At 62.6% G+C, this 25785-nt stretch carries 29 protein-coding genes; 16 read left to right on the forward strand and 13 right to left on the reverse strand.

Features of this window, described 5'->3' with window-relative positions:
- Nucleotides 1–90 precede the first annotated feature (90 nt).
- The 6 genes from ASE60_RS01585 to ASE60_RS01610 all read left to right on the forward strand — a co-directional run bounded on the left by ASE60_RS01585 (nt 91) and on the right by ASE60_RS01610 (nt 4413).
- The gene (locus ASE60_RS01585; RefSeq protein ID WP_057248247.1) at nt 91–1023 is read left to right on the forward strand and encodes a DMT family transporter; all 933 of its coding nucleotides are present in this window, start codon (nt 91–93) and stop codon (nt 1021–1023) included.
- Nucleotides 1024–1145: 122 nt separating this feature from the next.
- Entirely contained in the window at nt 1146–1520 is a 375-nt protein-coding gene (locus tag ASE60_RS01590; protein WP_057247978.1) for a YciI family protein, read from the forward strand.
- Nucleotides 1517–2791 carry an RNA polymerase sigma factor gene (locus ASE60_RS01595; RefSeq protein ID WP_057247979.1) on the forward strand — a complete coding sequence of 425 codons (1275 nt, stop codon included), beginning with the start codon at nt 1517–1519 and terminating at the stop codon, nt 2789–2791. The genes ASE60_RS01590 and ASE60_RS01595 overlap by 4 nt, the downstream gene beginning before the upstream one ends.
- Before the next feature lie 79 nt (nt 2792–2870).
- Complete coding sequence (locus ASE60_RS33330; RefSeq protein WP_244495504.1) at nt 2871–3284, forward strand: DoxX family protein; 414 nt, start codon at nt 2871–2873, stop codon at nt 3282–3284.
- Between the two features lie 35 nt (nt 3285–3319).
- Nucleotides 3320–3685: a DUF1801 domain-containing protein gene (locus tag ASE60_RS01605; protein WP_057247980.1), complete on the forward strand. Its 366-nt coding sequence runs from the start codon at nt 3320–3322 to the stop codon at nt 3683–3685.
- 113 nt (nt 3686–3798) lie between these two features.
- The gene (locus ASE60_RS01610; protein ID WP_057247981.1) at nt 3799–4413 is read left to right on the forward strand and encodes a glutathione S-transferase family protein; all 615 of its coding nucleotides are present in this window, start codon (nt 3799–3801) and stop codon (nt 4411–4413) included.
- 30 nt (nt 4414–4443) lie between these two features.
- Here the strand turns inward: ASE60_RS01610 and hemW are convergent, their stop codons facing one another.
- The 4 genes from hemW to rph all read right to left on the reverse strand — a co-directional run bounded on the left by hemW (nt 4444) and on the right by rph (nt 7526).
- Nucleotides 4444–5628: a radical SAM family heme chaperone HemW gene (hemW, locus tag ASE60_RS01615; RefSeq protein ID WP_057247982.1), complete on the reverse strand. Its 1185-nt coding sequence runs from the start codon at nt 5626–5628 to the stop codon at nt 4444–4446.
- 82 nt (nt 5629–5710) lie between these two features.
- Nucleotides 5711–6355 (reverse strand): RdgB/HAM1 family non-canonical purine NTP pyrophosphatase, encoded by a 645-nt coding sequence (gene rdgB, locus ASE60_RS01620; protein WP_057247983.1) that lies wholly within the window; start codon nt 6353–6355, stop codon nt 5711–5713.
- Between the two features lie 17 nt (nt 6356–6372).
- The gene (locus ASE60_RS01625) at nt 6373–6792 is read right to left on the reverse strand and encodes a VOC family protein (RefSeq protein ID WP_057247984.1); all 420 of its coding nucleotides are present in this window, start codon (nt 6790–6792) and stop codon (nt 6373–6375) included.
- Nucleotides 6793–6806: 14 nt separating this feature from the next.
- Entirely contained in the window at nt 6807–7526 is a 720-nt protein-coding gene (gene rph / locus ASE60_RS01630; RefSeq protein WP_057247985.1) for a ribonuclease PH, read from the reverse strand.
- Between the two features lie 160 nt (nt 7527–7686).
- Between rph and hrcA the strand changes: the two genes are divergently transcribed.
- Nucleotides 7687–8766 carry a heat-inducible transcriptional repressor HrcA gene (gene hrcA / locus ASE60_RS01635; RefSeq protein WP_057247986.1) on the forward strand — a complete coding sequence of 360 codons (1080 nt, stop codon included), beginning with the start codon at nt 7687–7689 and terminating at the stop codon, nt 8764–8766.
- A gap of 265 nt (nt 8767–9031) precedes the next feature.
- Nucleotides 9032–9649: a nucleotide exchange factor GrpE gene (grpE, locus tag ASE60_RS01640; RefSeq protein WP_057247987.1), complete on the forward strand. Its 618-nt coding sequence runs from the start codon at nt 9032–9034 to the stop codon at nt 9647–9649.
- Between the two features lie 79 nt (nt 9650–9728).
- Here grpE and ASE60_RS01645 read toward each other — a convergent pair whose 3' ends face one another.
- Complete coding sequence (locus tag ASE60_RS01645) at nt 9729–10964, reverse strand: D-arabinono-1,4-lactone oxidase (RefSeq protein ID WP_057247988.1); 1236 nt, start codon at nt 10962–10964, stop codon at nt 9729–9731.
- Between the two features lie 11 nt (nt 10965–10975).
- A complete protein-coding gene (locus ASE60_RS01650; protein WP_057247989.1) occupies nt 10976–11743 on the reverse strand; it encodes an SDR family NAD(P)-dependent oxidoreductase in 768 nt (255 codons plus the stop codon).
- Nucleotides 11744–11894: 151 nt separating this feature from the next.
- Here ASE60_RS01650 and ASE60_RS01655 point away from each other — a divergent pair, with 151 nt between their 5' ends.
- Nucleotides 11895–12707, forward strand: coding sequence for a helix-turn-helix transcriptional regulator (locus ASE60_RS01655; RefSeq protein ID WP_057247990.1), 813 nt, complete (start codon nt 11895–11897; stop codon nt 12705–12707).
- 42 nt (nt 12708–12749) lie between these two features.
- Here ASE60_RS01655 and ptsN read toward each other — a convergent pair whose 3' ends face one another.
- The 6 genes from ptsN to lptC all read right to left on the reverse strand — a co-directional run bounded on the left by ptsN (nt 12750) and on the right by lptC (nt 17942).
- A complete protein-coding gene (ptsN, locus tag ASE60_RS01660) occupies nt 12750–13214 on the reverse strand; it encodes a PTS IIA-like nitrogen regulatory protein PtsN (RefSeq protein WP_057247991.1) in 465 nt (154 codons plus the stop codon).
- Nucleotides 13215–13386: 172 nt separating this feature from the next.
- Complete coding sequence (gene raiA / locus ASE60_RS01665; RefSeq protein ID WP_057247992.1) at nt 13387–13959, reverse strand: ribosome-associated translation inhibitor RaiA; 573 nt, start codon at nt 13957–13959, stop codon at nt 13387–13389.
- Between the two features lie 225 nt (nt 13960–14184).
- The gene (gene rpoN / locus ASE60_RS01670; RefSeq protein ID WP_057247993.1) at nt 14185–15723 is read right to left on the reverse strand and encodes an RNA polymerase factor sigma-54; all 1539 of its coding nucleotides are present in this window, start codon (nt 15721–15723) and stop codon (nt 14185–14187) included.
- A 143-nt stretch (nt 15724–15866) separates the two neighbouring features.
- Nucleotides 15867–16685, reverse strand: a complete 819-nt coding sequence (lptB, locus tag ASE60_RS01675) for an LPS export ABC transporter ATP-binding protein (RefSeq protein ID WP_057247994.1) — start codon at nt 16683–16685, stop codon at nt 15867–15869.
- A gap of 12 nt (nt 16686–16697) precedes the next feature.
- On the reverse strand, nt 16698–17258 hold the full coding sequence (locus ASE60_RS01680) for an LptA/OstA family protein (RefSeq protein WP_057247995.1): 561 nt from the start codon (nt 17256–17258) through the stop codon (nt 16698–16700).
- A gap of 15 nt (nt 17259–17273) precedes the next feature.
- Nucleotides 17274–17942 carry an LPS export ABC transporter periplasmic protein LptC gene (lptC, locus tag ASE60_RS01685; RefSeq protein WP_057247996.1) on the reverse strand — a complete coding sequence of 223 codons (669 nt, stop codon included), beginning with the start codon at nt 17940–17942 and terminating at the stop codon, nt 17274–17276.
- Between the two features lie 263 nt (nt 17943–18205).
- Here lptC and sppA point away from each other — a divergent pair, with 263 nt between their 5' ends.
- The 3 genes from sppA to ASE60_RS01700 all read left to right on the forward strand — a co-directional run bounded on the left by sppA (nt 18206) and on the right by ASE60_RS01700 (nt 20039).
- The gene (gene sppA / locus ASE60_RS01690; RefSeq protein WP_057247997.1) at nt 18206–19165 is read left to right on the forward strand and encodes a signal peptide peptidase SppA; all 960 of its coding nucleotides are present in this window, start codon (nt 18206–18208) and stop codon (nt 19163–19165) included.
- Between the two features lie 129 nt (nt 19166–19294).
- Nucleotides 19295–19597 (forward strand): integration host factor subunit beta, encoded by a 303-nt coding sequence (locus ASE60_RS01695; protein ID WP_057247998.1) that lies wholly within the window; start codon nt 19295–19297, stop codon nt 19595–19597.
- A 97-nt stretch (nt 19598–19694) separates the two neighbouring features.
- Nucleotides 19695–20039: a hypothetical protein gene (locus ASE60_RS01700; RefSeq protein ID WP_057247999.1), complete on the forward strand. Its 345-nt coding sequence runs from the start codon at nt 19695–19697 to the stop codon at nt 20037–20039.
- Nucleotides 20040–20072: 33 nt separating this feature from the next.
- Here the strand turns inward: ASE60_RS01700 and ASE60_RS01705 are convergent, their stop codons facing one another.
- Entirely contained in the window at nt 20073–20531 is a 459-nt protein-coding gene (locus ASE60_RS01705) for a carbon monoxide dehydrogenase subunit G (protein ID WP_057248000.1), read from the reverse strand.
- Between the two features lie 307 nt (nt 20532–20838).
- Here ASE60_RS01705 and ASE60_RS01710 point away from each other — a divergent pair, with 307 nt between their 5' ends.
- From ASE60_RS01710 to ASE60_RS01725, 4 genes are read left to right on the forward strand one after another with little or no spacing between them, the layout of a single operon-like run.
- On the forward strand, nt 20839–21993 hold the full coding sequence (locus ASE60_RS01710) for a class I SAM-dependent rRNA methyltransferase (protein ID WP_057248249.1): 1155 nt from the start codon (nt 20839–20841) through the stop codon (nt 21991–21993).
- Nucleotides 21990–22850 carry an RNA methyltransferase gene (locus ASE60_RS01715; RefSeq protein ID WP_057248001.1) on the forward strand — a complete coding sequence of 287 codons (861 nt, stop codon included), beginning with the start codon at nt 21990–21992 and terminating at the stop codon, nt 22848–22850. The genes ASE60_RS01710 and ASE60_RS01715 overlap by 4 nt, the downstream gene beginning before the upstream one ends.
- On the forward strand, nt 22847–23338 hold the full coding sequence (gene lspA, locus ASE60_RS01720) for a signal peptidase II (RefSeq protein WP_057248002.1): 492 nt from the start codon (nt 22847–22849) through the stop codon (nt 23336–23338). The genes ASE60_RS01715 and lspA overlap by 4 nt, the downstream gene beginning before the upstream one ends.
- Nucleotides 23339–23393: 55 nt before the next feature.
- A complete protein-coding gene (locus ASE60_RS01725) occupies nt 23394–25670 on the forward strand; it encodes an ATP-binding protein (protein ID WP_057248003.1) in 2277 nt (758 codons plus the stop codon).
- Nucleotides 25671–25785: the final 115 nt, after the last annotated feature.

Raw genomic sequence — 25785 nt, forward strand, 5'->3', positions numbered from 1 at the left:
CATAAATTCACGACGGTCAACACCGTTTCGATTTAGTCAGATAAACAAATGAGGGTTTTCGCGATGGTGCAGCCGGTTCAGGCCAAGGTCATGGGAGCGCGGGAATGGGGCATGTTGATCATGCTCTCTCTCCTCTGGGGCGGCTCCTTCTTCTTCATCGGTATCGCCGTCAAGGCGCTGCCGCCATTTACGATCGTGGCGCTGAGGGTCAGCCTCGCGGCGGTCGCACTGCTCGTTTTCCTGCGCCTTGCGGGACTGTCGATGCCGCGGGACCCGCGTGTGTGGCTGGCGTTCTTCGGCATGGGGCTGCTCAACAATCTCATCCCCTTTTCGCTCATCGTCTGGGGGCAGACGCATATCGCCAGCGGCCTCGCCTCGATCCTCAACGCCACCACGCCGCTTTTCGGCGTGATCGTCGCGCATCTGCTGACCGATGACGAGAAGCTGACCGTCAACCGCTTCGCCGGCGTGGTCGTCGGTTTCCTGGGCGTTGCCATGATGATTGGTCCGGCGGCACTCGGCGGGCTCGGCTCGAACCTTGTTGCTCAGCTTGCCGTTCTCGGTGCGGCGCTCTCCTATTCGCTCGCCGGTGTCTTTGCCCGCCGCTTCAAGCGCATGGGCGTGGCACCGATCGTGACGGCCACCGGCCAGGTCTCTGCTGCCAGCATCATGCTGGTGCCGCTGTCGCTGCTCGTCGATCATCCCTGGACGCTTACGATGCCCGGCCTCGACGTCTGGGCCGCAATCGTCGGCATTGCTCTGGTCTCCACGGCGCTCGCTTATGTCCTGTTCTTCCGCATCCTGGAAACGGCTGGAGTCACCAACCTGATGCTCGTCACCTTCCTGATCCCGGTCAGCGCCATTCTGCTTGGCGCGACGTTCCTGGGCGAGACGCTGGAGCCCAAGCACTTTCTCGGCATGGCGCTGATTGCAGCGGGTCTGGCAGCAATCGACGGGCGACTTCTTCGCCTCTTTTCTCGGCCGGCCGTCGACCCCAAGTTAGAGTGCCGCGAGAACGTCTGAGCGTTCCCTTCTTACACGCATTGCGGGCCGGTGGGCGAAAGCACCACCGGCCCTGTTTTTTTCAGCTGGGTTGTCGGCTATTCCTTGCCGCCACCGTCTTTGTTTCAGGAGCAGGAGTTCCGATGCTTTACGCCGTGTTTTGCTACAACAACGAAAATGTCACCAGTGAGTGGAGCAAGGAGCAGGATGATAAGGTCATGCGTGACTTGGCGGCCGTACAGAGCAAATATGCTGAAGCCGGAAAACTTGGGCCGGTGGCCCGCCTGATGCCAACGACAACGGCGACGACGCTTCGGCACACTCACAGCGAGACGATCGTCACCGACGGCCCTTTCGCCGAAACCAAGGAACAGTTGCTCGGCTTCTATGTCGTCGACTGCGCGTCTATGGACGAAGCACTCGAATTTGCTCGTGATCTGAGTTCTGCCAACCCGGCGGCCGGCTCCTACGAAATCCGACCCCTTGCCATCTACAAACCCAGTGAGCTTGCTTCATGACAGACACAGCCTGGATAGACCTCGCACTCGTTTCAGCCCGGCCGCAGGCAGTGGGCGCATTGCTGCGCTATTTCCGTAATCTCGATACGGCCGAGGAAGCGTTCCAGGAGGCTTGCATCCGGGCTTTGAAGACCTGGCCGAAGAGTGGCCCGCCGCGCGATCCTGCGGCGTGGCTGATCTTCGTCGGCCGCAACAGCGGCATCGACAAGGTCCGGCGCCAGTCCCGCGAGACGGCGCTGCCACCGGAGGAAATGCTCTCCGATCTCGAGGATCAGGAGAGCAATCTCGCCGACCGGCTGGATGGCTCGCAATATCGCGACGACATTCTTCGGCTGCTGTTCGTCTGCAGCAACCCGGCTCTGCCGGCAACCCAGCAGATCGCGCTGGCTCTGCGCATCGTCTCGGGCCTTTCGGTCAAGCAGATTGCCCGCGCCTTTCTCGTCAGCGAAGCGGCGATGGAGCAGCGCATCACCCGCGCCAAGTCCCGCGTCGCGGCGGCCGGCCTTGCTTTCGAAACGCCCGATGTTGCCGATCGTGCCGACCGGCTCGCCGCCGTCGCAACGATGATCTATCTCGTCTTCAACGAAGGCTATTCGGCGATGAACGGCCCGGAAAGCGTCTCGGCCGATCTCTGCGAGGAGGCGATCCGGCTCGGGCGTCTGCTGCTGGAGCTTTTTCCCGCGGAACCGGAGATCATGGGGCTGACGGCGCTGATGACGATACAGCATTCCCGCGCGCGCGCCCGTTTCGATGCCGATGGCGCCGTCATCCTGCTCGAAGACCAGGATCGCGGATTGTGGAACCGCCCACTGATTGATGAGGCGCTGGCGCTGATCGACAGGGCGATGCGCCACCGCCAGCCCGGCGCCTATCAGATCCAGGCCGCGATCGCTGCCCTGCATGCGCGGGCGGAACGCCCTGAAGACACCGACTGGGCGCAGATCGACCTGCTGTACCAAGCGCTCGAACGGCTGCAGCCCTCGCCGGTGATTACCCTCAACCGGGCCGTTGCCGTCTCGAAGCGTGACGGTCCGGAGGCGGCACTCGCCATGATCGAGCCGCTGGCCGGCAAACTGTCTGGCTACTTCTATTTCCACGGCCTCAGCGGCCACCTCCTGAAGCAGCTCGGCAAGGTCCGCGAGGCACGCGTCGCTTTTGATCATGCCATCGCGCTTGCGACCAACGCCGCCGAATGCGCCTATATCCGCATGCAACTCGACAAGCTCGACGAGGAGCCGGGCGTCGAAGACGCCGTCGTCAAAAAAAGATGAAAAAGCCACGAGGCGGCTGTCGGGGCGGGCCGCCTTGCTTCGTCCTTGGACTGAAAACGAGATCCAAGGAGAAATCCCAGTGAATACCAGCCTTGCCATTTCCGCCCCGACTGCCAAATCCGTCATCCTCGGCCGCGTCCTCAGTGGCGTGCTCGTCGCCTTCCTGGTCTTCGATGCCGTCATCAAGCTCGTGCCGCTTCAGGTCGTTACCGAAACCATCTTGGCGCTTGGTTACTCGGCAGATCAAAACCTGGCGCGTCTGCTCGGGGTGCTCACGCTGCTCTGCACCGTGCTCTACGTGATCCCGCGGACCTCGATCCTCGGCGCCATTCTGCTGACCGGTTATCTCGGCGGCGCCATGGCGACGCATCTTCGGGCCGGCAGTCCACTCTTCAGCCATCTGTTCTTCGGTTTCTACCTGGGCGTCATCGCCTGGGGCGGCCTGTGGCTCCGAGATTCGCGCCTGCGCAGCCTGATCCCATTCAAGAACTGAAAACTGCCTTCCAACCGAACAAGTGAAAGTCGATCATGACCAGGACTGTCGAAGATTACATTGCCGGCCTTTCCGGGGTTCCGGGAGACGTGGCAAAACGTCTGCACGCAGCGCTCATTGCCGCAGGCGGGCTCACCGATATCGTGAAGTGGGGCCACCCCATCTACGAGGCCGGCGGCGCAGTCTGCCTCCTGAAGGGAGCAAAGGATCACGTGACCTTCGGCTTCTGGCGTGGGGCGGAGATGCTCGATCTCGATCCGCGCCTGGAAAAGGGCGGCGGCAAGGGTGACATGGCCTATATCCGCCTGCGCGCCACGGACGACGTCGACGACGCCCATGTGGCCCGCTTGGTCGCAAAGGGCATTGAACTCAACCGGCTGAAAGGCGATCCGATGAAGTAGCGGTTCGCGAAACAAACTTGCAGCGCTGCCGGTAAAACAGAGCGCCTTTATCGGCTGCGATGCAATATCTCTTCACGGGAACAGGCATTCACGCCAGATCCCGCGAGGCAAACATGATCCTCTACTATCAGACCCACTCCCCCTTCGCCCGCAAGGCGCTCGTCTTCGCCCACGAGGCCGGTCTCGCCGAACGGCTGAAGGTCATCCACCACGAGACCAGCCCGACTCGGCGCAACGACGAAGTCTATGCCGAAAACCCGCTTGGCAAGGTGCCGGTGCTGTTGCGCGAGGGGCAGGAACCGATCTTCGACAGCGACGTCATCTGCGCCTATCTCGACACGCTGCAGGATGGACGCAAGCTGATCCCGGAAAGCGGCGAACCGCGCTGGCGGGCGCTGCGCATGCAGTCTGTGGCGCAGGTCCTCGCCCAGACCGGCATCGGTCTTCGCTGGGAATGGGAGCGTCGGCCGGAGCACTTGCGTTTTCCGGAACTCGCCAAGGGGTATGAAGAGAAGATCGAGGAGACCTACGATTGGCTGGAGCGCACGCTGGAGCCCGAGGCGGCCGTTGATATCGGCCAGATCGCGCTGGCGACGGCGCTCTCCTGGATGGCATTTCGCAACCTGCCATCGTTCCGTAACCGCCCGACGCTGACACGCTGGTTTGACGTGTTCGAGGAGCGCGCCTCGATGCGGTCGACACCGCTCTCCGGTGAAACGTTCGATTGAGTCTGTAGCCGGCGAAGACCGCCTGCTGCCTCAGGGGCAAGCGAGGTCGGCCACCACGGCGTCGAGGATCAGCATTCCGGCCGGCGTGCAGCGCAGGCGCGAATTGCCGAGCCGCTCGATGAAGCCGTTGTCGATCAGGAACTGTTCGCGCTCCGGGTCCGGATCGCGGCCGGAAAGGGTCTGCCAGCGGGCAAGGTCGACACCTTCCTTGAGGCGCAGGCCCATTAGCAGCAGTTCATCCGACTGCGCTTCGAGGTCGAGCGCCTCGCGTTCGACCATGCCGTGGCCGTAGGTCTCGACGAGGCGCAGCCATTCCTCGGGCTTGCGTTCGGTGGCCGTCGCGACCTTGCCGCCGCCGATGCCGAGGCGCCCGTGTGCGCCGGGGCCAATACCCGCATAGTCGCCATAGCGCCAGTAGGTCAGGTTGTGCCGGCTTTCAGCACCCGGACGGGCGTGGTTGGAGACCTCGTAGGCCGGCATGCCGATCGATGCCGTGATCGCCTGCGTTGCCTCGTAGAGCACGGCCGATTGTTCGCCGTCCGGAACGATGAGCTTTCCGGCCTTGTGCAGGCCGTAGAAGGGCGTGCCCTCTTCGATTGTCAGCTGGTAGAGCGACAGGTGATCGACCGCGTAGGAGACGGCCTCCTTCAACTCGCGCTCCCACTCTTCGACCGTCTGGTTCGGGCGGGCATAGATCAGGTCGAAGGACATGCGCGGGAAGATCTCGCGCGCCAGCCGGATCGCCTTCAGCGCGTCTTCGACATTGTGCAGCCGCCCCAGGAATTTGAGGTCGCGGTCGTTCAGCGCCTGGACGCCGAGCGAGACGCGGTTGACGCCAGCAGCACGATAGCCGTGGAAGCGCGTCGCCTCGACACTCGAAGGGTTGGCTTCCATGGTGATCTCGATGCCGTCGGGCACGTGCCAATGGCGAGCGATACCCTGGAGGATCGCGTCCACCGTCGAGGGCTCCATCAGCGACGGCGTGCCGCCGCCCATGAAGATGCTGGTGACGGTGCGCGGACCTGAGAGCTCACGCACCTCTTCCATCTCCTTCAGGAAAGCGGCAACGAAACGCGGCTGGTCCACGGGCTGGTGGCGCACATGGCTGTTGAAGTCGCAATAGGGGCATTTGGCCGCGCAGAACGGCCAGTGTACATAGACCCCGAAACCGGGGTCCATGCCGTCACCAATCGCCGATAGCGTGGCCGTCTGCATCGTTGCGTCTCTCATGGTCACTTTCAGTAGGGAGCGGGATGCGGGCGGGAAACCGCACACACTTTTCCTCATCCCGCTCAGATCAGGCTCCGAGGCAGGTCTCGGCAAAAATCTTGAAGGCGCGGGCGCGGTGCGACAGGGCCTGCGCATCGCCCGGCTTCCAACCGTGTTTCTCGTCGGCGCTCATTTCGCCGAAAGTGGTCTCGTAGCCCTTCGGCTGGAAGACCGGATCGTAGCCAAAACCCTGGCTGCCGCGCGGCGGCCAGACCACGAAGCCTTCGACCTCGCCACGGAAGAGCTCGACATGGCCGTCCGGCCAGGCAAGGCAGAGCACCGAGACGAAGCGGGCGGCGCGCTCGGAGGGCGTCGTTGCGCCCTTTTCCTGCAGTGCGTTTTCGACCTTCTCCATCGCCATGGCGAAATCACGGCTGCCGTCCTCGCGCTCGGCCCAGTTGGCGGTATAGACGCCGGGCGCGCCGTCGAGTGCGTCGATTGAAAGACCGGAATCGTCCGAAAGCGCCGGCAGACCCGAGGCCTTGGCGGAGGCGAGCGCCTTGATGGTGGCGTTCTCCTCGAAGGTGGTGCCGGTTTCGTCGGGCTCGATGAAATTGAGGTCCGCCGCCGACTTCGCCTCGAAGCCGAGCGGGCCGATGAGATCGCGGATTTCGCGGATCTTGCCGGCATTGTGGCTGGCGACGATCAGCGTCTTGTTGTCGAGTTTGCGCATGGTATCTCGTTTCATATTCATTCGATGGACCAGAGGCCCGGCTCCGCACATTCAAGGCTGTTGCCGGCCGGATCGCGGAAGTAGAACGACCGCGCGCCGTTCGGCCAGCGCAGATCGCTTTCGATCTTGATACCGGCCGCTTCCAGTTTCGCTTTCCAGGCGTCGAGCGTCTCGGCGCGCACGCGAAAGCACATGTGTCCCCGGCCGGTCGTGCCATGCGGTGGCACCGGCAGGGCGGCGTCCGGCGCTGGCGGTTTCACCGTCTCGGCCGGATTGAAGATCAAAAGCACGCCTTGGCCGCAGCGGAAGAACACGTGCCGGTTTCCAGCGCGGGTGATCTTCTCAAGGCCGAGAACGCCGCCGTAGAAGGCCTCGGCGGCATCGAGATCGGTCGCGTAGAGCGCAGTCTCGAGTATGCCTTCCAGTGCCGGGGCCATCTTTTCTCCTGTGGTCAGCCTGCAATCGCCTGCTTCTGCAGCGCGACCAGTTCGGCAATGCCGTTCTTTGCCAAGCCCATCAGGCTTGCGAATTCCTCTTCCGAGAACGGCTTGCCTTCGGCCGTGCCCTGGATTTCAACGATGCCGCCGGAGCCGGTCATGACGAAGTTGGCGTCGGTCTCGGCGGCGGAATCTTCGAGGTAATCGAGGTCGATCACGGACTGGTTGGCGAAGATGCCGCAGGAGATGGCGGCGACATGGTCCTTCAGGACCTTCTCGACCTTGACCATGTTGCGCGCTTCCATCCACTTCAGGCAATCGTAGAGAGCGATCCAGGCACCGGTGATCGAGGCCGTGCGCGTGCCGCCATCGGCCTGAATGACGTCGCAGTCGATCGAGATCTGGCGCTCGCCGAGCGCCGGAAGGTCGACGACGGCGCGCAGCGACCGGCCGATCAGGCGCTGGATTTCCTGGGTGCGGCCGCTCTGCTTGCCGTTTGCCGCCTCACGCTTCATGCGCTCGCCGGTGGCGCGCGGCAGCATGCCGTATTCCGCCGTCACCCAACCCTTGCCGCCGTTGCGCAGCCAGGCCGGAACCTTTTCCTCAAGGCTGGCGGTGCACAGCACGTGCGTGTCGCCGAACCGCACCAGACAGGAGCCTTCCGCGTGCTTGGAAAAATTGCGCTCGAAAGAAACCTTGCGCATTTGGTCGGTTTTTCTGCCGGATGGCCGCATCGTCAACTCCTATCGTATCTCGTCAGCCTTCTAGAGCATGGCGCAGGCAAAGGGAACCGGTGGATAGCCGGGGGACCAGTCGATTTTTCCCTTTTGCCATCGGGCGGCAGGATCATTATATTCCGGGCACGGTAGGATGTGCCTGCGAGTGTGGAGTGACATGGTACTGCGCAATCCCGGAGCAAAGGAAATCGCAGCCGCGCTGGATGAGCGCTCGGGCGAAATTTTCCGTCGCATCGTGGAAACCTATCTGACGAGCGGCGAGCCGCTCGGCTCGCGCAATCTGTCGCGGCTCCTGCCGATGTCGCTCTCTCCCGCTTCCGTTCGCAATGTGATGAGCGATCTCGAAGATCTCGGTCTCATCTACTCGCCGCATGTCAGCGCTGGCCGTCTGCCCACCCAGACGGGGCTGCGCTTCTTCGTCGATGCCTTCATGCAGGTCGGCAATCTCTCGGTCGAGGACCGGGCGTCGATCGACCGTCAGGTGCGGCGCGATGATCATATGCAGCCGGTCGATGCGCTGCTGACCGAAGCCAGCCAGATGCTGTCAGGCATGTCACGCGGGGCCGGCCTCGTCATCACCGCCAAGGCCGATCCCGTACTGAAGCATGTCGAGTTCATTCGCCTGGCGCCGACCAAGGCGCTGGCCGTTCTCGTCGGCGAGCACGACCAGGTGGAAAACCGCATCATCGAACTACCCGCCGGGGTCACCAGCTCGCAGCTCACCGAAGCCGCGAATTTCCTTAACGCCCATCTTGCCGGCCAGACGATCGGAGAGGTGCGCACCCAGCTTGAAACGGTGAAGCAGACGGTGCGCGGCGAACTCGACGCGCTGTCGCAAGACCTCGTCGAGCGCGGTCTCGCCATCTGGTCGGGCAATGAAGGCGACGAGAAGCCGGCGCGGTTGATCGTGCGCGGCCGTGCCAACCTGCTCGAAGGGCTGGAGGGGGCCGAGGATATCGATCGGCTGCGCATGCTCTTCGACGACCTCGAAAAGAAGGACAGCCTGATCGAGCTGCTCGATCTTGCCGAGAGCGGTCCGGGCGTCCGGATCTTCATCGGCTCGGAAAACAAGCTCTTCTCGCTCTCCGGCTCCTCGCTGATCGTCGCGCCCTATCGCGATGGCGAGGATCGCATTGTCGGCGCGGTCGGCGTCATCGGACCGACGCGGCTCAACTACTCCCGCATCGTGCCGATGGTCGATTATACCGCGCAGCTGATGTCGCGGCTTTCCCGCTAAAGGCGGGCTTTTAGTCGCTGCATGTCTCCTTAAATCGACCTCGATCAAGGACAAAGACATGCAGCAAATCAAAGTGTTACAGCAACCTTTGCGCGTCTGATCAGTCGCGCGGCGCTGTAGGAGCGCGATTGAACCCTTGATTTTTCGGCCCCAAACCTCGATATCGGCTTCAAATCCAGTCACAGGGCATTTTTGCTGACACGCAGGCTCGCGCTTGCGGCGTGGAAATGCGAAGGACGATAGAGACGACACTGCGGAGAACGTCATGACCGACGATACGAACAAGCACGGACCCGAGGCCACCGACGAGGTATTCGATGCCGCGCCCGATGCGGCCGACGCCGCTGAAGCTGCGCCGGTTGCCGAGCCCGATCCGTTGGAGCTCGCCAGGGCGGAGAGCGCCGAGCTGCGTGACAAGTACCTTCGACTTGCCGCCGAGATGGACAACCTGCGCCGCCGCACCGAACGCGACGTGAAGGATGCGAAGTCCTATTCCGTCGCCGGCTTCGCCCGCGACATGCTCGCCGTTTCGGATAACCTGCGCCGCGCCCTCGATGCCATTCCGGCAGAGGCCAGGGAAGCAGGCGAGGCTGGCCTCACCGCCCTGATCGAGGGCGTGGAAATGACCGAGCGCTCGATGCTTTCAGCGCTTGAGCGCCACGGCGTCAAGAAGCTTGAGCCGGAAGGCCAGAAGTTCGACCCGAACTTCCATCAGGCAATGTTCGAGATTCCCAATGCGGACGTGCCCAACAACACGGTGTTGCAGGTCGTTCAAGCCGGCTACGTGATCGGTGACCGTGTTCTGCGTCCGGCCATGGTCGGCGTCTCCAAGGGCGGACCGAAGGTCGTGGCCGGCGAAAACGGTGACGCACCGACTGCCTGATCCAACTGATCAGAGTTTAAAGAAACGCCGCGCGAAGTTCGCGCGGCGTTTTTGTTTTGAGCGGCGTCAGCCGCAAACGCTATCCGAAAAGCTGGTGCAGGTGATCGTTGAGGAAGCGGCCCTCCGGATCGACCTTGGCCCTCAGCGCCCGGAAATCGCCTGCACGGGGATAGAGCGCCGTCACATCCTCGGCGCCGAGGAAATGCAGCTTGCCCCAATGCGGCCGTGAGCCGTACTGCCGCAGGATCGTATCGACATCCCTCAGGTAGTCCCAATAATCGGTTCCCGGCTCGCCCGAGACCGAGAGCGTGATCGAGTCCTGCTCGAAGAAGGGGCTGATCCAGCCGGTGTCTCCGGCGGTGAAACGGTACTCGATCGGATAGATGCAGGTCGGGTGCTTTTCCAGCATCAGCTTGCGCACCGCCTTCACCGCATCCTTGCCGTGGGCGACGGGCACCGCATATTCGAGTTCGTGGAAATTCGGCACGTATTCGATCGGATAGATCTCGGAGGAATATGCGATCTTCTCGAAGCGGCGCTCCGTCGGTGCTTCCTCGGTGATGTCGATCACCTTCATCTCGCAGACGTCGGAGGTGCTGTCTGTGGTCGAGACCGATGCGGTGTCCGGCAGGCAATAGCAATGCCGGCTCTCGGGCACTGGGCACCAGAAAAAGCCGAAGTGGCGGTGTTTGGCGGCCAGTTCGTCGTGCTGTTCGATCATTTCGTCGAAGGTGCAGCGCCAGAGCCTTTCATGCAGATTGTAGCTGTCCATCGCCTGCAGCGTGATCTCCGAGATCACACCAAGCATGCCGACCGATACCCGCGCCGCCTCGAGCAGATCCGGTGTCGTCTCGTCGACAACGAGAATGCTCCCATCCGGCTGCACCAGGCGCATGCCGACGATCTGCGAGGCCATGTTGCCGAGCTTGGCGCCGGTCCCATGCGTCCCGGTCGTCAGCGCGCCAGCCAACGCCTGGCTGTCGATGTCGCCCTGATTGATCAGCGACAGGCCGTTGGATTTCAGCACCTTGCCGAGCTGATTGATGGTGGTACCCGCCTTCACCGCGACGCGCTTGCGCGCGTAGTCGATGCCGACGACACCCTGCATGTTGGAGAGCGTCAGCTGCAGCCCGCTGGTCAGCGCCACCGGCGTGAAGGAATGGCCGGAGCCGGCGCAGCGCACGTTCAGCCCTTGCGACGTCGCCTCGCGCACCATTTCGGCAAGAGCTGCCTCGCTCTCCGGCGCGCCGCGATGACGCACGATGCATGATTGGTTTCCGACCCAGTTGCGCCAGTGGCCACCTGCCTGAAGCATTTTCCCCTCCCTCAAACCGCGGTGAAGCAATTGTCGACGAACAGATGCGTGCCGTTGATGAAGCTCGCCTCATCGCTCGAAAGAAACAGCGCCGCGTTCGCCACCTCTTTCGGGTCGCACATGCGGCCCTGCTGCACGGCGATGGCCGCCTCCGAAACGTCGACCCCGTATTTGCTGAGGCCGACGAGCTCGCGCTTGCCATGATCGGTGGCGATAAAGCCCGGGCAGACGGCATTGCAGCGGATGCCGCGGTCGCGGAACTCGACGGCGATGGCGCGGGCGAACATGTGGCAGGCGCCCTTGGTCGTGTCGTAGAGCACCTCCATCGGCGTTGCCGCCACGGCCGAGATCGACGAGGTGCAGACGATGCTGCCGCCGCCGGCGGAAAGCATGCCGGGCAAAACAGCCTTGGTCATCAGAAACATGCTGCGCACATTGACCGCCATCAGTCGGTCCCATTCGTCTTCCTCGACCTCGAGGAAGGGGCCGACGGCAAGAATGCCGGCGTGATTGAAGAGCACCGTGATGGCGCCGAACGCCGCCTCCACCGCCTTGACGGCCGATGTCACTTCTGCGGATACCGAGACGTCGGCAGGGGCAAAAATCGCCTCGCCGCCATTGGCGCGGATCGATGCCGCGACCTCTTCGCCCTTGCTGCGCGGCAGGTCGACGATACCGACCTTGGCGCCTTCGCGCGCGAAAAGCTCCGACGCCGCCAGGCCGCAGCCTCCCGCGCCACCGCTGATCAGCGCCACCTTGCCTGAAAGCCTGCCTGCCATTGCGCCCTCCTCATCGGCGTTCGCCGCAGTGTTCGCCAAGGGCGACCCGTTTCGCGACGACCTGTTGCTCTCCCGGGGGGAATTATTGTTGACGAAGCAGGGGCTGTCGATATCCCATGGGGGATACGAGGAGCGGGGGGATGAAACCGGAATGCTGGCAAGGGAGTCCGCTGATATTTCGGCGATGATCGGTCTGATCGGCACGCAGGATTTCGGCCAGGCGCTCGACCGGATGCTGCGGTCGTTCACCAGTTTCGACCTCTCCGTCGCCTTTGCCTATCCGTACGATGCCAGGCCGATCGTGCTGCACGACGGCTACACGGCAAAGGTATCGGCGAGCGCGCTTTCCGCCTATCTCGGCGGCGCCTATCTGCTCGATCCCTTCTACGTCGCCTGCTCTGCCGGCCAGCCGGCCGGCCTCTGGCGCATGCGAGAACTCGCGCCGGACCGATTCTTCCAGTCCGACTTCTCGTCGTCCGCCGAGGTTCACCCCTGCGTATCGATGGAATCGGGTGTGCTGGTGGAGGAGGTCGGCTTCGTCATTCCGCTCGACGGTGGCCTGCAGGCGACCTACTCGCTGATGCGCGGCCGCGGCGGCCAGCCTTTCAGCGAGGCCGAACTCGAGCGACTGCGCGTCTATGAGCCGATCGTGCGCGAGGCGGTCCGCTCGAACTGGCGCCAGCACGGCCGGAGCTTTGCGCCGCCGCCCTCCGAAGAGGGCGACAATGTAATGGAAGCGGCGTTCGACAGCCTTTGTTCAGACCGGCTGACGAAGCAGCAGCGCAACATCGTGCGGCTGATCCTTCGGGGACACAGCAACCTTTCGATCGGCAAGGTGATGAACATTGCCGAGGGAACGGTCCGGATCCATCGCAAGAACATCTATCGCCGGCTCGGCATTTCGAGCCAGGGCGCTTTGTTCCGGATTTTCATAGATCATTTGAACGGTCGTCAGCTTTACTGACGCAGGCACTGCGCGTCCGGCGGACGCGCGCCGTTGCTATTTTCAGGCGGCGTGCGAGGTCGCGTCGTCGTCGAGCAGCGTGTAGATCGCGCTGGCGGAATCGCTCGAGCGGATCTTGGCGACCATGTCCTGATCACGCAGGACGCGGGCAATGCGCGACAGGGCCTTGAGGTGATCGGCGCCGGCACCTTCCGGGGCGAGCAGCAGGAAGACGAGGTCGACGGGCTGGTCGTCGAGCGCTTCGAAATCGACAGATGTTTCCAGTCGCGCGAAGATGCCGATGATCGAGGGAAGATTGTTGAGCTTGCCGTGCGGGATGGCGATGCCATTGCCGACACCGGTGGAGCCAAGACGCTCCCGCTGCAGGATCACGTCGAAGATTTCACGCTCGGGAAGCCCGGTGATCTTTGATGCTTTTGCCGCCAATTCCTGGAGGAGCTGCTTTTTCGAGTTGGCCCTCATGGCCGGGATGATCGCATTTTGATGCAGTAGACCTGCCAATGCCATTCTTTTGTCCTCGTTCGCCGGTTAGAGCCGGACAACATCATCATAAATGCGTCGCAATGGCTCTAACCATCTTTGTCATGGCGGGTTCCATGCACAGAAAAGTCACATTTTCCGGCCTGCCCGCTGATTCTGGGCGCGGGGAGTGCCGGCGTGCCGGCACTCCCCTATCCGCTCATGCTTTGATATTGGCAGCGTCAATCCAGCCAATATTTCCATCGTTGCGTCTGTAGACGATATTCAGATCGTCCTTGCCGGGGCTACGGAACATCAGGACGGGTTCATCGGTCATGTCGAGTGCCATCACGGCGCTGGCGACAGACATCGTCCTCAATTGTTTCGTGCTTTCGGCGACGATCGTCGGTGCATAATCCTCGGGGACCTCATCGTCCTCGAACGGCACCGAATCCATCACCGTGTAAGCCACTTCGGCAGCATTCGTACCGTTGCCGTTATGGTGATCCTTCAGCTTCCGCTTGTAGCGGCGCAGACGCTTTTCGATGCGATCCGACGCCGCGTCAAACGCAGCCTGTGGGTCGTTCGCCTGACCGTTCGCCTGCATAACCACGCCCGTATCGAGATGAAGCTTGCAGTCGGCGCTGAAGCGCGGCCCGGATTTTTCCACAGTGACCTGGCTTGAATATCCTCCGTCGAAATATTTGGTAACGGCCTGCTCGATCTGCTCGCCGATGCGAGCTCGAAACGAATCGCCGATTTCCATCTGTTTACCGGATACACGCACACTCATGGAGTTTCCTCTCTCGTTCGTGATTTGCGCAGCCAGTCTATTCCAAGCGGTCCCGTCATCCAAGCCTTTCAGGCTTGCGGGCGCGCCTCTGTCGCAGCTACCGGTCGTACCGGTCCGCTTCCGGGGCGAGCTTGTCCCCGGCAATTGCGGCGGGCTCATATCGCCTGTGTCGGAGAGAGTCAATCGAAGGTCGCAAAAAAGTTAATGCGGCTTAACTTCCGGTGCTCAGAAACCGGCGGCTTTGGCCAGCGCCCGCTTTTCCCGTCGCCGCTGTACGGAGGAGGGGATGCTCATCGCTTCGCGATATTTGGCGACAGTGCGACGGGCAAGGTCGATACCAGCCTTCTTGAGGACATCGACGATATCGTCGTCGGAAAGCACCGCTTCGGCGCTTTCCTCCTGGATCATCGCGCGGATCCGGTGGCGCACGGCTTCCGCCGAATGGCTGTCGCCGCCCTCGGCCGAGCCGATCGAGACGGTGAAGAAATATTTGAGTTCGAACAGCCCGCGCGGCGTCAGCATGTATTTGTTCGAGGTGACGCGGCTGACGGTCGATTCATGCATCTTGATCGCGTCAGCGACGGTCTTGAGGTTCAGCGGCCGTAGGTGACCGATGCCGTTGGCCAGGAACGCGTCCTGCTGGCGAACGATCTCCGTGGCGACCTTCATGATCGTTCGGGCGCGCTGGTCGAGGCTGCGTGTCAGCCAGTTGGCGTTCTGCAGGCATTCGTTGAGGAAGGCTTGGTCGGCACTGTTTTTCTGCGTCCCGCGCGAGACCTTGGCGAAATAGTCCTGGTTGACCAGCACGCGCGGCAGCGCGTCCGGATTGAGTTCGATCATCCAGGAGCCGTCGGGCGCGGCCCGCACGACGATGTCGGGCACGATCGCCTCGCTGACGCTGGTCTCGAAACTGGTTCCGGGCTTCGGATCGAGCTTGCGGATTTCCGCCAGCATGTCGATCAGGTCCTCTTCATCGACGCCGCAGATCTTCTTGAGCGTCGCGAAATCGCGCCGCGCCAGCAGTTCGAGATTGGCGAGCAGTGCCTCCATCGCCGGATCGAGGCGGTCGCGGGCGCGCAACTGGATTGCAAGACATTCGCCAAGCGAACGCGCGAAGACACCGGGCGGATCGAACTGCTGCAGCGTCAGCAATACCCGCACGACATCCGTATGCGCGGCGCCCAGCCGTTCGGCGACTTCGCCAAGGTCCGCCTGGAGATAGCCGGCGTCGTCGAGCTGATCGATAAGGTGCTGCGCGATCAGCCGATCCGAGGGGGCGGGCAGCGCAAATGGCAATTGCTCCGTGAGCGTCTCGCGCAGGCTCTTGCGGCCGGCAACGAAGTCGTCGAGGTCATAGTCTTCGCCTTCACTGCTGCCGGGCATCGATTTCCACTGGCCGAGCAGTTCCGGGGCATCGGCGCGCTGCGGTGTCGTGTCGTCCTGAAAGACATTGGCGAAGTCGGCGTCGAGTTGCTCGCCAAGCCGCTCGCTGGTCGGCGATGTCGCGCTGTCGTAGAGATCGTCCTGCGCGCCGAAGTCGTCGCCGGCAGGCTCGTCCCCGGCTGTGCTCTCGCCGCGCTCCGGCGTGCCTGGCAGATCGTCATTCGCCTGAAATTCGAGCAGCGGGTTCTTTTCGACTTCCTGGGCGATGAACTGATTGAGTTCGAGATGCGTCATCTGCAGCAGCTGGATCGACTGCATCAGCTGTGGCGTCATCACCAGGGACTGGGACTGGCGCAGATGAAGGCTGGCGGACAGTGCCATGCTGACGCGAAACTCCCGAGAAATCTCCTGGGCCGCGGTGTTTCTCCGGTCGCCGGGGTGGCCCTTATCAATTGGCCCAAAAATTGCTTATCGAGAAGGTTTGGTCAAGCGTGGTCGCGGGCGGAATCGCCCGCGAAGCGGTCTCAAAGGCTGAAATTGTCGCCGAGATAGAGCCGGCGCACGTCAGGATTGGTGACGATATCGTTGGCGCGACCATGAGTCAGCACTTCGCCGGCATGGATGATATAGGCGCGGTCGATGAGGCCGAGCGTCTCGCGGACGTTGTGGTCGGTGATCAGCACGCCGATGCCGCGCGAGGTCAGGTGACGGACAAGCGCCTGGATATCGGCGACCGAGATCGGATCGACACCGGCAAAGGGCTCGTCGAGCAACATGAAGGTCGGATCTGTCGCAAGCGCACGGGCGATTTCGAGACGCCGCCGCTCGCCGCCCGAAAGCGCAATCGCGGGGGACTTGCGCAGGTGCGTGATGTTGAACTCGCCGAGCAGGTCGTTGAGCTTGCTCTCGCGCCGCTCCAGGTTCTTGTCATGGACCTCGAGCACGGCGCGGATGTTTTCCTCGACCGTCAGCCCGCGAAAGATCGATGCTTCCTGCGGCAGGTAACCGACGCCAAGACGGGCACGCCGGTACATCGGCATGGTCGTGACGTCGTTGCCATTGATCTCGATCGAGCCTTCGTCGACCGGTACGAGGCCGGTGATCATATAGAAGCAGGTGGTTTTGCCGGCGCCGTTCGGTCCGAGCAGGCCCACGGCTTCGCCGCGCCGCACCACCAGTGAAACGCCGTTGACGACGCGGCGCTCGCGATAGGCCTTCGTCAGGCCGCGCGCGATCAGCGTGCCGTCGTAACGCGCCTTGTCGACCGCGTGTCCGGAAACAACCGCAGCTGTCGCCGACGGCTTGCGGACCCGTTTGCGCTTGTGAAGGAAGGGAAAGTGCACGAGCGATCTACGTCAGTTCTGCTTGCGGGACTTCGGGTCGAGCTGGATCTGCACGCGGCCGCCGCAGGCTTCGAGCTGAGCCTCCCCGGTTTCCATTTGGACGTTGAGCTGGCAGCCGACGAAGACGTTTTTGCCTTCCGACAACACCACCTTTTCGCCCTTCAGCACGAAGACCTGTTTCGTCATGTCGAAGGAACCGGTGTCTGCCGTTGCCTGCTGCGTGCCCGAGCTCAGGAAAACCTTCTGGCTGACCTCGATGCGGTCGATGTCGGCGTCGCCGCTCGAAACCGAGCCGCCGCCGGACTTGTAGTACACCACCATGTTGCCGGCCTGCAGCGTCGTCGTGCCCTGCACGACCTTGACGTTGCCGGTGAAGATCGCCTTGCTCTCCGGATCCTTGATTTCGAGCTTGTCGCTCTCGATCTGGATCGGCTTGTCGTTGGAGAGTTCAAGGCCCTTCATCTTGCTGGATGTGGCCTGCGCCGAAGCGCCGGAGGCAATGATCAAAGCGCCGACACCGGCAATCGCCAGGCTGGCGGAAATCTTGAAAAAAGAGGCGGTTGTGACCGACATGGAGTGCACCGGGTCCTATTTCGCGTTCTTGCGGATGGCGGTGGGCTCGACGTTCACCCTCACCATGCCCTCAAATATTACAATACGTCCCTTATCCGTCATTCGCAGCGTCTGCGCAATGATCGAACCGCCCTTCATGCTGATCGCAACGGGCTGTTTCGTTTCCATCTCGCCGGCATTGATGTCCAGATAGGCCGACTGGAAGTCGGCGTTGATGCCATTATTGACGGAAATGGTGAACGGGGCGTTCATATCGAGCGTATTGGCGCCGCGGTCGTAGATGCCGTTGGTGGCGTCCACCGTCGCGACCATCGAATCCTTCATCGGCATTTCCGCATGGATCGTCTGCAGCGTGATGATGTCAGGATTGGCGATGTCCTGGAGCGCTCGCTGGGCCTTCATCGAATAGCTGATCCCCTGCTTGTTGCGGCCGGAGATGGCCGGATTCTGCATCACGATCTTGCCGTCCTCGATCGTCGCCGTTTCGAGTTGCAGATCGACGGGCATGAAGGCCCGGACGAAGGAAACGGCGGCAAAGATCACCGCGATGACGCCGGCGACCACGGGCAGGATGACTTTCAGCCGGCGGACGCGCACGGAGTGTCTCGCGGCGAGCGCATAGGCGTCGGCGGAGCTCTCACCCGTATCGGCAAAAATGCCCGGGGCTGGCGCGTGGTTCAACATGAAAGGGCCTGTCGGTTCTACTGCTTTTATCGCTGAACCCATCAAGGGATCATATACATACAATGGTGTAAGTCGTCGCAAATATGGATATTTTTTGCTGCTGCACAATGGCGCTGCAAAAAAACTCGGGTGAAGCACGAAAACGCCAGCCGCGGCTTTCAACCGTGGCCAAGCGCGTTTATGGAATATGCCTCTGCGCGCGCAGATAGCACGTTCCCGCGGAAACTGACAGAAGCTGCGCCAACAATTCGGGAGAAACCCACATGGACGAACTCGCCATCGCCGATCGCCGCAGCCTGCGCCGGAAACTCAGTTTCTGGCGCTTTGTGGTGGCGGGGCTGCTTCTTGTGGCAGCGCTCGCGATCTTTGTCTGGTCGGGCGCTGCGGACGATGTCGGCCGCACTCGTCAGCACGTGGCTCGCGTCACCATTAGTGGTCTGATCCAGGACGACCGGGAGCTTCTCGATCGCCTCCAGAAGATCGCCGACAACGACAGCGTCAAAGCACTGGTCGTCACCATTTCGTCCCCGGGCGGCACCACCTATGGCGGCGAAGTGATCTACAAGGCGATCCGCAAGGTTGCCGCCAAGAAGCCCGTTGTCTCCGATGTGCGCACGCTCGCCGCTTCTGCGGGTTACATGATTGCGCTCGCAGGCGACACGATCGTCGCGGGCGAAAGCTCGATCACCGGCTCCATCGGTGTCATCTTCCAGTATCCGCAGATCAAGGACCTGATGGACAAGCTCGGCGTGTCGCTGGAATCGATCAAGTCGCGGCCGCTGAAGGCGGAGCCGTCGCCCTTCCATCCGGCGAGCGACGAGGCGAAGGCGATGATCCAGTCGATGATCGATGACAGCTATGCCTGGTTTGTCGACCTGGTTGCCGAGCGCCGCAAGCTTCAGCGCCCCGAGGCGCTGCTGCTCGCCGACGGCCGCATTTTCACCGGCCGCCAGGCGCTGAAGGCGAAGCTCGTCGACACGCTTGGCGGCGAGGACGAAATTCGCGCCTTTCTGACGGAGAAAAAGGTATCGAAGGACCTGCCGATCGTCGATTGGGAAGCACCGCGCAAGACCCTGCCTTTTGGCCTCGGCGCGCTGGTCGGCAACTGGATCAAGATGTTGGGATATGACGCTTTTCCGGCAATGAGCGGCCTCGAAAAAATTGCGGGCGACAAGTTGTTTCTTGACGGTCTTGTTTCCGTTTGGCAGGTTGATGGCCAATGAGGAAGGCGACATATACCCAGCCTGAGCCGTGAGGAGTTGGCGGCGTTTTTGCAAGCGTCGTCGATATTCTTGCAGCAATCACAATGCAGACCGAAAAAGCAAAACAAACAAGAATTTGAGGGGGCGACAGTGATCAAGTCAGAACTGGTGCAGATTGTTGCAGCTCGCAATCCGCATCTCTATCACCGCGATGTCGAAAACATCGTCAATGCGGTTCTCGATGAGATCACGGACGCGCTCGCGTCAGGCAACCGGGTCGAACTGCGCGGCTTCGGTGCCTTCTCCGTCAAGAACCGGCCGTCGCGTTCCGGGCGCAACCCGCGCACCGGCGATTCCGTCTTCGTCGAGGAAAAGTGGGTGCCGTTCTTCAAAACCGGCAAGGAATTGCGCGAGCGCCTTAATCCCGGCATGAATGGTGACGACGAAGACTGATCGTCTTTCTCGGTCTCAGCGGCCTGGCGCAATGGACGCCCGTCGTCCCGCGTGGCCAACGGAAACCACGCGGCCGCTCGCAAGCTGGAGCGCTTGAATGTTCAAGAAACTGATCAATATCGTTGTTCTCATTCCGGTTGGCGTGATCCTGATCGTTCTCAGCGTCGCCAATCGCCAGAGCGTGACGCTGGCACTGAACCCTTTCCGCCCGGAAGACAGCGTGCTTTCGGTCAGCGCGCCCTTCTTCGTCTTCCTGTTCCTTGCCGTCATCGTCGGCATGATCCTCGGCGCAGCAGCGACCTGGTTCAGCCAGGGCACGTACCGTCGCCGTGCACGCACCGAGGCGAATGAGGCGGTGAAGTGGCATCGCGAAGCCGAGAAGCATCGCAGCCAGGCAGAAAAGCTCGCCACTCAGGCGACGTTGGCTGCCCCTCAGAACTGAACGTTTGACTTGACGCTGCGGAGTGGCGAGCCGTCAGCTCGCCGCTTCCGCGGTACCGCTGACGGCGGCGCCGAAGTCGGTAAAGAACTGCTGGGCCAACTTCTTTGCGGTCGAATCGATGAGGCGCGAGCCGAGTTGGGCGAGCTTGCCGCCGATCTCTGCCTTGACGTCGTAACGCAGCACTGTGTCTGCGCCATCCTCCGTCAACGTGACGTCGGCGCCCCCCTTGGCAAAACCGGCGATCCCGCCCTTTCCTTCGCCCGAGATCGTGTAGCCCTCTGGCGGATTGAGATTGGAGAGCACGACATTGCCGGTGAAGGAGGCAGAGACCGGTCCGATCTTGATCTTCACAACCGCTGCAAGTTCGGTCGGCGAAGTCATCTCCAGCGACTGACAGCCGGGGATGCACCGTTTGAGGATTTCCGGATCGTTGAGGCCGCGCCACACGGCGTCGCGCCCAGCCGAAATCCGTTCTTCGCCGGTCATGTCCATGCGCTTTCCTCCCATTGCAGTGCCGCGCATCGGCATCGACGCGCCAAAGTCGTTGTAACACTTTAGGTCTGCTGCAGAATTTTGTCCTCACGCCGTTTCCGACCCGAGGAAATTTGCAGCGGGTTCTCCCGCGCCGATCTTCGCAAAACGGAAACGACTTTGCCAAGTGCATCAGCGATGCTATTTGCAGCTTCAATAGATGCTGCGGCTGAAGGCTGCGGCGACAAACCTCATGGCGTCCGCCCGCGCGCACTCGATACTGCAGCGGGCAGGCGGCACATGCACTAACAAGCCCAGGGATCTCAGCGTGAAGGAAAAGGACCGGCGGTCGAAGAATGCCTCCGTGACGATGGCCAAAGGCCGCGGCGCCGAGGCGCGTGGCGGCGGTCGCCACGATCAGAAGCGTCCGGTACCGCCGAAGGGCGGCGGCTTCAAGGAACGGCCGGCGCGCCCGGTGGCAGCGCAGGCCGCGGAGACACGCGACAGGCCCGCCAAACAGGCAGCCGTGCAGGAAGCACCTGTACGGGCGATTGCTCGGCGAACCGGCGAAAAGCCGGCCGAGCGCGTGCCGCTCATTCTCGAGACCGTGGGCGCTTCCGGCTACCATCTGATCGACAGCGGCGCCGGCGAGAAGCTCGAACAATACGGTCCCTATCGCATCGTGCGTCCCGAGGCGCAGGCGCTCTGGCCGCGCAGCCTGGCGGACGGCGTCTGGGAAAAGGCCGACGCGATTTTCACCGGCGACACCGACGAGGACGGCATGGGCCGCTGGCGCTTTCCGGGCGCCGTGCTCGGCGAAACCTGGCCGATGCAGCTTCTCGGAACCGATTTCCACGGCCGCTTCACCTCGTTCCGCCATGTCGGCGTCTTCCCCGAACAGCTCGCGCACTGGAGCTGGGTCAAGGACCAGGTGGAAGCTGCAGGGCGACCGCTCAAGGTTCTGAACCTGTTCGGCTATACCGGGGTCGCCTCGCTGATCGCCGCCAAGGCCGGCGCCGAGGTCACCCATGTCGACGCCTCGAAGAAGGCGATCGGCTGGGCACGCGAGAACCAGCTGCTGGCGCGGGCCGACAAGCTGCCGATCCGCTGGATCTGCGACGACGCAATGAAGTTCATCCAGCGCGAAGAGCGCCGCGGCAGCCGCTACGACATCATTCTGACCGACCCGCCGAAGTTCGGCCGTGGTCCGAATGGCGAGGTCTGGCAGCTTTTTGATCACCTGGCGGCGATGCTCGACATCTGCCGCGAGATCCTCTCGCCGGAGGCGCGCGGCCTGGTGCTGACCGCCTATTCCATCCGGGCGAGCTTCTATTCGATCCATGAACTGATGCGCGAGACGATGCGCGGCCGCGGCGGCCGGGTGGAATCGGGCGAGCTCATCATCCGCGAGGGCGGGCTTGACGGACGCGAGCCGGGCAGGGCGCTTTCGACCTCTCTCTTCAGCCGCTGGGTACCGCAATGACGAACGACAGAAGCGAACACGGCGCCGGTCGTGTGGGTCAGGTAAAGGAGGTCACGAGCCTCACCAACCCGATCATCAAGGATATCCGCGCGCTGGCACAGAAGAAGCATCGCGACGAGACGCGGTCCTTCATGGCCGAAGGCCTGAAGCTGGTGATCGACGCGCTCGATCTCGGCTGGAAGATCAAGACGCTGATCTATGCCAAGGCGGCCAAGGGCAAGCCGCATGTGGAGCAGGTGGCGGCGAAGACCTTCGCCAAGGGTGGTCTGGTGCTCGAGGTCAGCGAGAAGGTGCTGACGACGATCACCCGGCGCGACAATCCTCAGATGGTCGTCGGTATCTTCGAGCAGCGCTACCAGGCGCTAAAGGATCTGAAGCCGCAACTGGGAGAAACCTATGTGGCGCTGGACCGGGTGCGCGATCCCGGCAACCTCGGCACGATCATCCGCACGGCCGATGCCGCCGGTGCCTCCGGCATCATTCTCGTCGGCGAGACCACCGACCCGTTTTCGCTTGAAACCGTGCGCGCCACCATGGGCTCGGTCTTCGCGATGCCGGTGGCACGCGCCAGCGTGGACGACTTCATCCGCTGGCAGAAATCCGCCGGCGTGAAGGTGGTTGCCACCCATCTCGCCGGCGCCGTCGATTACCGCACCATCGATTACAAGTCGAAGCCCGTGGTGATCCTTATGGGCAACGAACAGGCGGGTCTGCCGGAGGAGCTTGCCCGTGAGGCAGGTGCGCTCGCACGCATCCCGCAGGCCGGACGCGCCGATTCACTCAACCTTGCGATCGCTACCGGCATCATGCTGTTCGAGGCGCGCCGTCATCTGCTGACGCTGGACGCCCGCGCATGAGCGAGAGGCAGGTTCTGTTTTCGCGGCCGCTGCCGATCGCGGTCTTCATCCTTCTCGCGCTCATCGCCGATCAGTTGATCAAGTATCTGGTCGAGATCTACCTGCCCTTTAATCAGGCGGTCCACGTCGTGCCGATGCTGGCGCTTTACCGTACCTACAACTATGGCGTCGCCTTCTCGATGCTGTCGGGCATGGAAGGCTGGTTCATCGTCGGCATGCGGCTTGCCGTCGTCGCTTTCGTGCTCTGGCTCTGGAAGCGCACGCCGAAGGACCGGTTCTTTGCGCATTTCGGCTACGCGCTGATCATCGCCGGCGCACTCGGCAACCTCGTCGACCGGCTGATCTTCGGCTACGTGATCGACTACATCCTTTTCTATACCGAAACATGGTCCTTCGCCGTCTTCAATCTGGCCGATACCTTCATCACCATCGGCGCCGGAGCCATCATCCTTGACGAACTGCTGCACGCGAAAAAGGCCGATCGTTAAGATTTTACCGGTGCATTGAAGCCATTCGGAACGCTTGTCGTGTTAGCCGGATTGCATGAGCGAACCGTCACGATTGCTGGAGCGGATCGAATCCGGCTTCCGGACAGGAAGCCGGACGGGTGACGCGCCGCCGGTGGCTCCGCTCCCTGTCGAGGTATCGCCTCCGGCTCACGAGCAGGAAGCACCCGTCAAGGGCAAGCGCCATGCGGTCAATCAGGCGTCGCTGGCATTGCTCGGCCTTGTCGCCTCCGGTCTCATTCTCGTCATCGGCATGAGCGCCGGCTTTTACCTGTTTTCCGCAGCGATTGCGGCGGCAGGCTCTGTCGGCGTGTTCCTGCTCGTCGTCGAAGCCATACGGTCGTTCGATGGCAGGCAGGCAGGCGACGAAGCGGACCGGGATCGCGATTGGCATCGCTCCGAGACGTCGGCGTTGCTCTCGACCATTCACGATGCGCTGGGTGACCTCGCGATCATGCGCGGCATGGACGGAAAGATCGTTCATGCCAACGCGGTCTTCCATCAGGTCTGCGGCCACTCCGATGTCCACGGCCTCGATTGCGCGGCGCTTGGCCTGAGCTTCGAGCCAAAGGCTGCGCCCAATCACTATCTGGTCCGGATTGCCGCATCGGACGGCGTGCGCCTTTACGACTGGCACGACGTGATCGCCCGCGATCCGGCAAGTGGCAGGCTCATGCGCCACAGCATCGCGCGCGACGTCACCGAGGAGGCCGCGGCGGCGCGTGAGCGCGAAGCGGCGCGCCGGCGGGCAGAGGAGGCGAGCAAGGCGAAGTCGAGGCTTCTCGCCACAGTCAGCCATGAGATCCGTACGCCGCTTTCCGGCATCCTCGGCGTGAGCCACCTACTCGGCCAGACCCGGCTGTCGAGCGAGCAGAAGAACTACCTCGCCGGCATGCAGCAGTCCGGCCATGCGCTGGTCCAGCTCGTCGAGGACCTGATCGATTTCTCGTCGCTGTCGGCCGGTCGCTTCCAGTTTCGCCCGACCCGACAGGATCCGCGTGGCGTCATCGAGAGCGTGGTGGAAATGCTCTCCAACCGGGCGCATGAGAAAGGCATCGAGATCGGTGCCACGGTCGCCGTCGATGTGCCCGCTGAGATGGCCTTCGATGCGGCGCGCCTGCGCCAGGTGCTCTTCAACGTGATCGGCAATGCGGTGAAGTTCACCGAGGTCGGCGGCGTCTTTGTCGGCGCCGATACGGTCGACGAATGCGTGCGGATCCGGATCGACGACACCGGTCCGGGCATGTCGCCTGACGACCTGAAGCGCATTTTCGAGGAGTTCGAGCAGGCCGGAAACGACGAACAGCGGGCGAAGGGCACCGGCCTTGGCCTCGCCATCTCCCGCAGGATCATGCAGGCCTGCGGTGGCAGCCTTACGGCCGCAAGCGCGCCGGGACGCGGCAGCCGTTTCGAAATTCGTCTGCCATTTGCCGAGATCGAGGCGGTCGCACCGGAGCGCCGGTCGTGCCTTGCGGGCTCGCATGTCCTGGTGATGGCGCCCGATGGTCCGGCCTCGGCGGCGCTCGCCGCGACGATCGCGACACTCGGCGGGCGGTGCCATCGTGCCACCACGCTTGCCGCGGCCCAGCATGTCCTTGCGGACGTGCTCGCCGGCGGCGCGCCGCTGACGGACGTGATCGTCGACCACCGCCATGCCCAGCAATACAAGCAGCTTCTTTCCCTGCAGCCGTCCGTTGCACGGCTGGAGGTGCGGCGCACCTATCTGATCAATCCGGAGGAGCGCAACAGCCACCCCGTCAACCAGATGGACGGCTACGAGGCATGGCTGATCCGGCCGCTGCGCGAAAAGTCCCTGGTCGAGGTGCTGCTCGGTCGCCTGAAGGGTATCGAGAAACGCGACGCGATCAACGACAACCGGCCCGTTCTGCGAGAGGAGCCTGCGACCACGCCTGTTTACAACAGGGCGAATGGGATCCTGCTGGCCGAAGACGATCCGGTCAACGCGCTGATCGTTCGCACCGTGCTCCAGCGCTCGGGGTATTCGGTCCGCCTTGTCAGCGACTTCGGCGCCGTTGCTGAGGCCCTGCATGCGCCCGGCCAGCGCTCGCTTCCGGAGCTGCTGGTGACCGATCTCAACATGCCGGGTGGCGACGGCCTTTCGCTGCTGCAGCACCTGCGCGCCGATGAGGCCGCGCGATCCGCGCCCCGGCTGCCCGTCATCGTCCTGACGTCGGATGTTCGTGCCGACATGCGCGAAAGGCTGATGGGCGCCGGCGCCGACTTCGTGTTGTCGAAGCCCGCCGATCCGCAACTGCTGACATCGGAGATCGCCCGCCTGCTGCGCGAACGGTAACTTCGGCAGTGGTAACCGTAACCATCGGGGCGTGGGGGTTGTATGCCGCTTTCATGTCACTATGTTGTTGCAGAAACGTGGTCTAAGCCCGGCAGATAGAATTGATTCGGGATGA

The organism is Ensifer sp. Root278 (assembly GCF_001429285.1).
Lineage (GTDB): Bacteria > Pseudomonadota > Alphaproteobacteria > Rhizobiales > Rhizobiaceae > Ensifer.

Bases quoted from the DNA above. Each gene is read 5' to 3' on its own strand.
- sppA (WP_057247997.1), top strand. From the start codon at position 18,206: ATGGACGAACTCGCCATCGCCGATCGCCGCAGCCTGCGCCGGAAACTC.
- ASE60_RS01725 (WP_057248003.1), top strand. From the start codon at position 23,394: ATGAGCGAACCGTCACGATTGCTGGAGCGGATCGAATCCGGCTTCCGG.
- ASE60_RS01645 (WP_057247988.1), bottom strand. From the start codon at position 10,964: ATGCTTCAGGCAGGTGGCCACTGGCGCAACTGGGTCGGAAACCAATCA.
- rph (WP_057247985.1), bottom strand. From the start codon at position 7,526: ATGCGGCCATCCGGCAGAAAAACCGACCAAATGCGCAAGGTTTCTTTC.
- raiA (WP_057247992.1), bottom strand. From the start codon at position 13,959: ATGAGTGTGCGTGTATCCGGTAAACAGATGGAAATCGGCGATTCGTTT.
- hemW (WP_057247982.1), bottom strand. From the start codon at position 5,628: ATGCAGACGGCCACGCTATCGGCGATTGGTGACGGCATGGACCCCGGT.
- ASE60_RS01625 (WP_057247984.1), bottom strand. From the start codon at position 6,792: ATGGCCCCGGCACTGGAAGGCATACTCGAGACTGCGCTCTACGCGACC.
- rdgB (WP_057247983.1), bottom strand. From the start codon at position 6,355: ATGCGCAAACTCGACAACAAGACGCTGATCGTCGCCAGCCACAATGCC.
- ASE60_RS01715 (WP_057248001.1), top strand. From the start codon at position 21,990: ATGACGAACGACAGAAGCGAACACGGCGCCGGTCGTGTGGGTCAGGTA.
- ASE60_RS01655 (WP_057247990.1), top strand. From the start codon at position 11,895: ATGCTGGCAAGGGAGTCCGCTGATATTTCGGCGATGATCGGTCTGATC.
- ASE60_RS01705 (WP_057248000.1), bottom strand. From the start codon at position 20,531: ATGGACATGACCGGCGAAGAACGGATTTCGGCTGGGCGCGACGCCGTG.
- ASE60_RS01680 (WP_057247995.1), bottom strand. From the start codon at position 17,258: ATGTCGGTCACAACCGCCTCTTTTTTCAAGATTTCCGCCAGCCTGGCG.
- ASE60_RS01650 (WP_057247989.1), bottom strand. From the start codon at position 11,743: ATGGCAGGCAGGCTTTCAGGCAAGGTGGCGCTGATCAGCGGTGGCGCG.
- ptsN (WP_057247991.1), bottom strand. From the start codon at position 13,214: ATGGCATTGGCAGGTCTACTGCATCAAAATGCGATCATCCCGGCCATG.
- ASE60_RS01595 (WP_057247979.1), top strand. From the start codon at position 1,517: ATGACAGACACAGCCTGGATAGACCTCGCACTCGTTTCAGCCCGGCCG.
- rpoN (WP_057247993.1), bottom strand. From the start codon at position 15,723: ATGGCACTGTCCGCCAGCCTTCATCTGCGCCAGTCCCAGTCCCTGGTG.
- hrcA (WP_057247986.1), top strand. From the start codon at position 7,687: ATGGTACTGCGCAATCCCGGAGCAAAGGAAATCGCAGCCGCGCTGGAT.
- ASE60_RS01590 (WP_057247978.1), top strand. From the start codon at position 1,146: ATGCTTTACGCCGTGTTTTGCTACAACAACGAAAATGTCACCAGTGAG.
- ASE60_RS01605 (WP_057247980.1), top strand. From the start codon at position 3,320: ATGACCAGGACTGTCGAAGATTACATTGCCGGCCTTTCCGGGGTTCCG.
- ASE60_RS01700 (WP_057247999.1), top strand. From the start codon at position 19,695: ATGTTCAAGAAACTGATCAATATCGTTGTTCTCATTCCGGTTGGCGTG.
- lptC (WP_057247996.1), bottom strand. From the start codon at position 17,942: ATGTTGAACCACGCGCCAGCCCCGGGCATTTTTGCCGATACGGGTGAG.
- ASE60_RS01585 (WP_057248247.1), top strand. From the start codon at position 91: ATGGGAGCGCGGGAATGGGGCATGTTGATCATGCTCTCTCTCCTCTGG.
- lspA (WP_057248002.1), top strand. From the start codon at position 22,847: ATGAGCGAGAGGCAGGTTCTGTTTTCGCGGCCGCTGCCGATCGCGGTC.
- ASE60_RS01610 (WP_057247981.1), top strand. From the start codon at position 3,799: ATGATCCTCTACTATCAGACCCACTCCCCCTTCGCCCGCAAGGCGCTC.
- grpE (WP_057247987.1), top strand. From the start codon at position 9,032: ATGACCGACGATACGAACAAGCACGGACCCGAGGCCACCGACGAGGTA.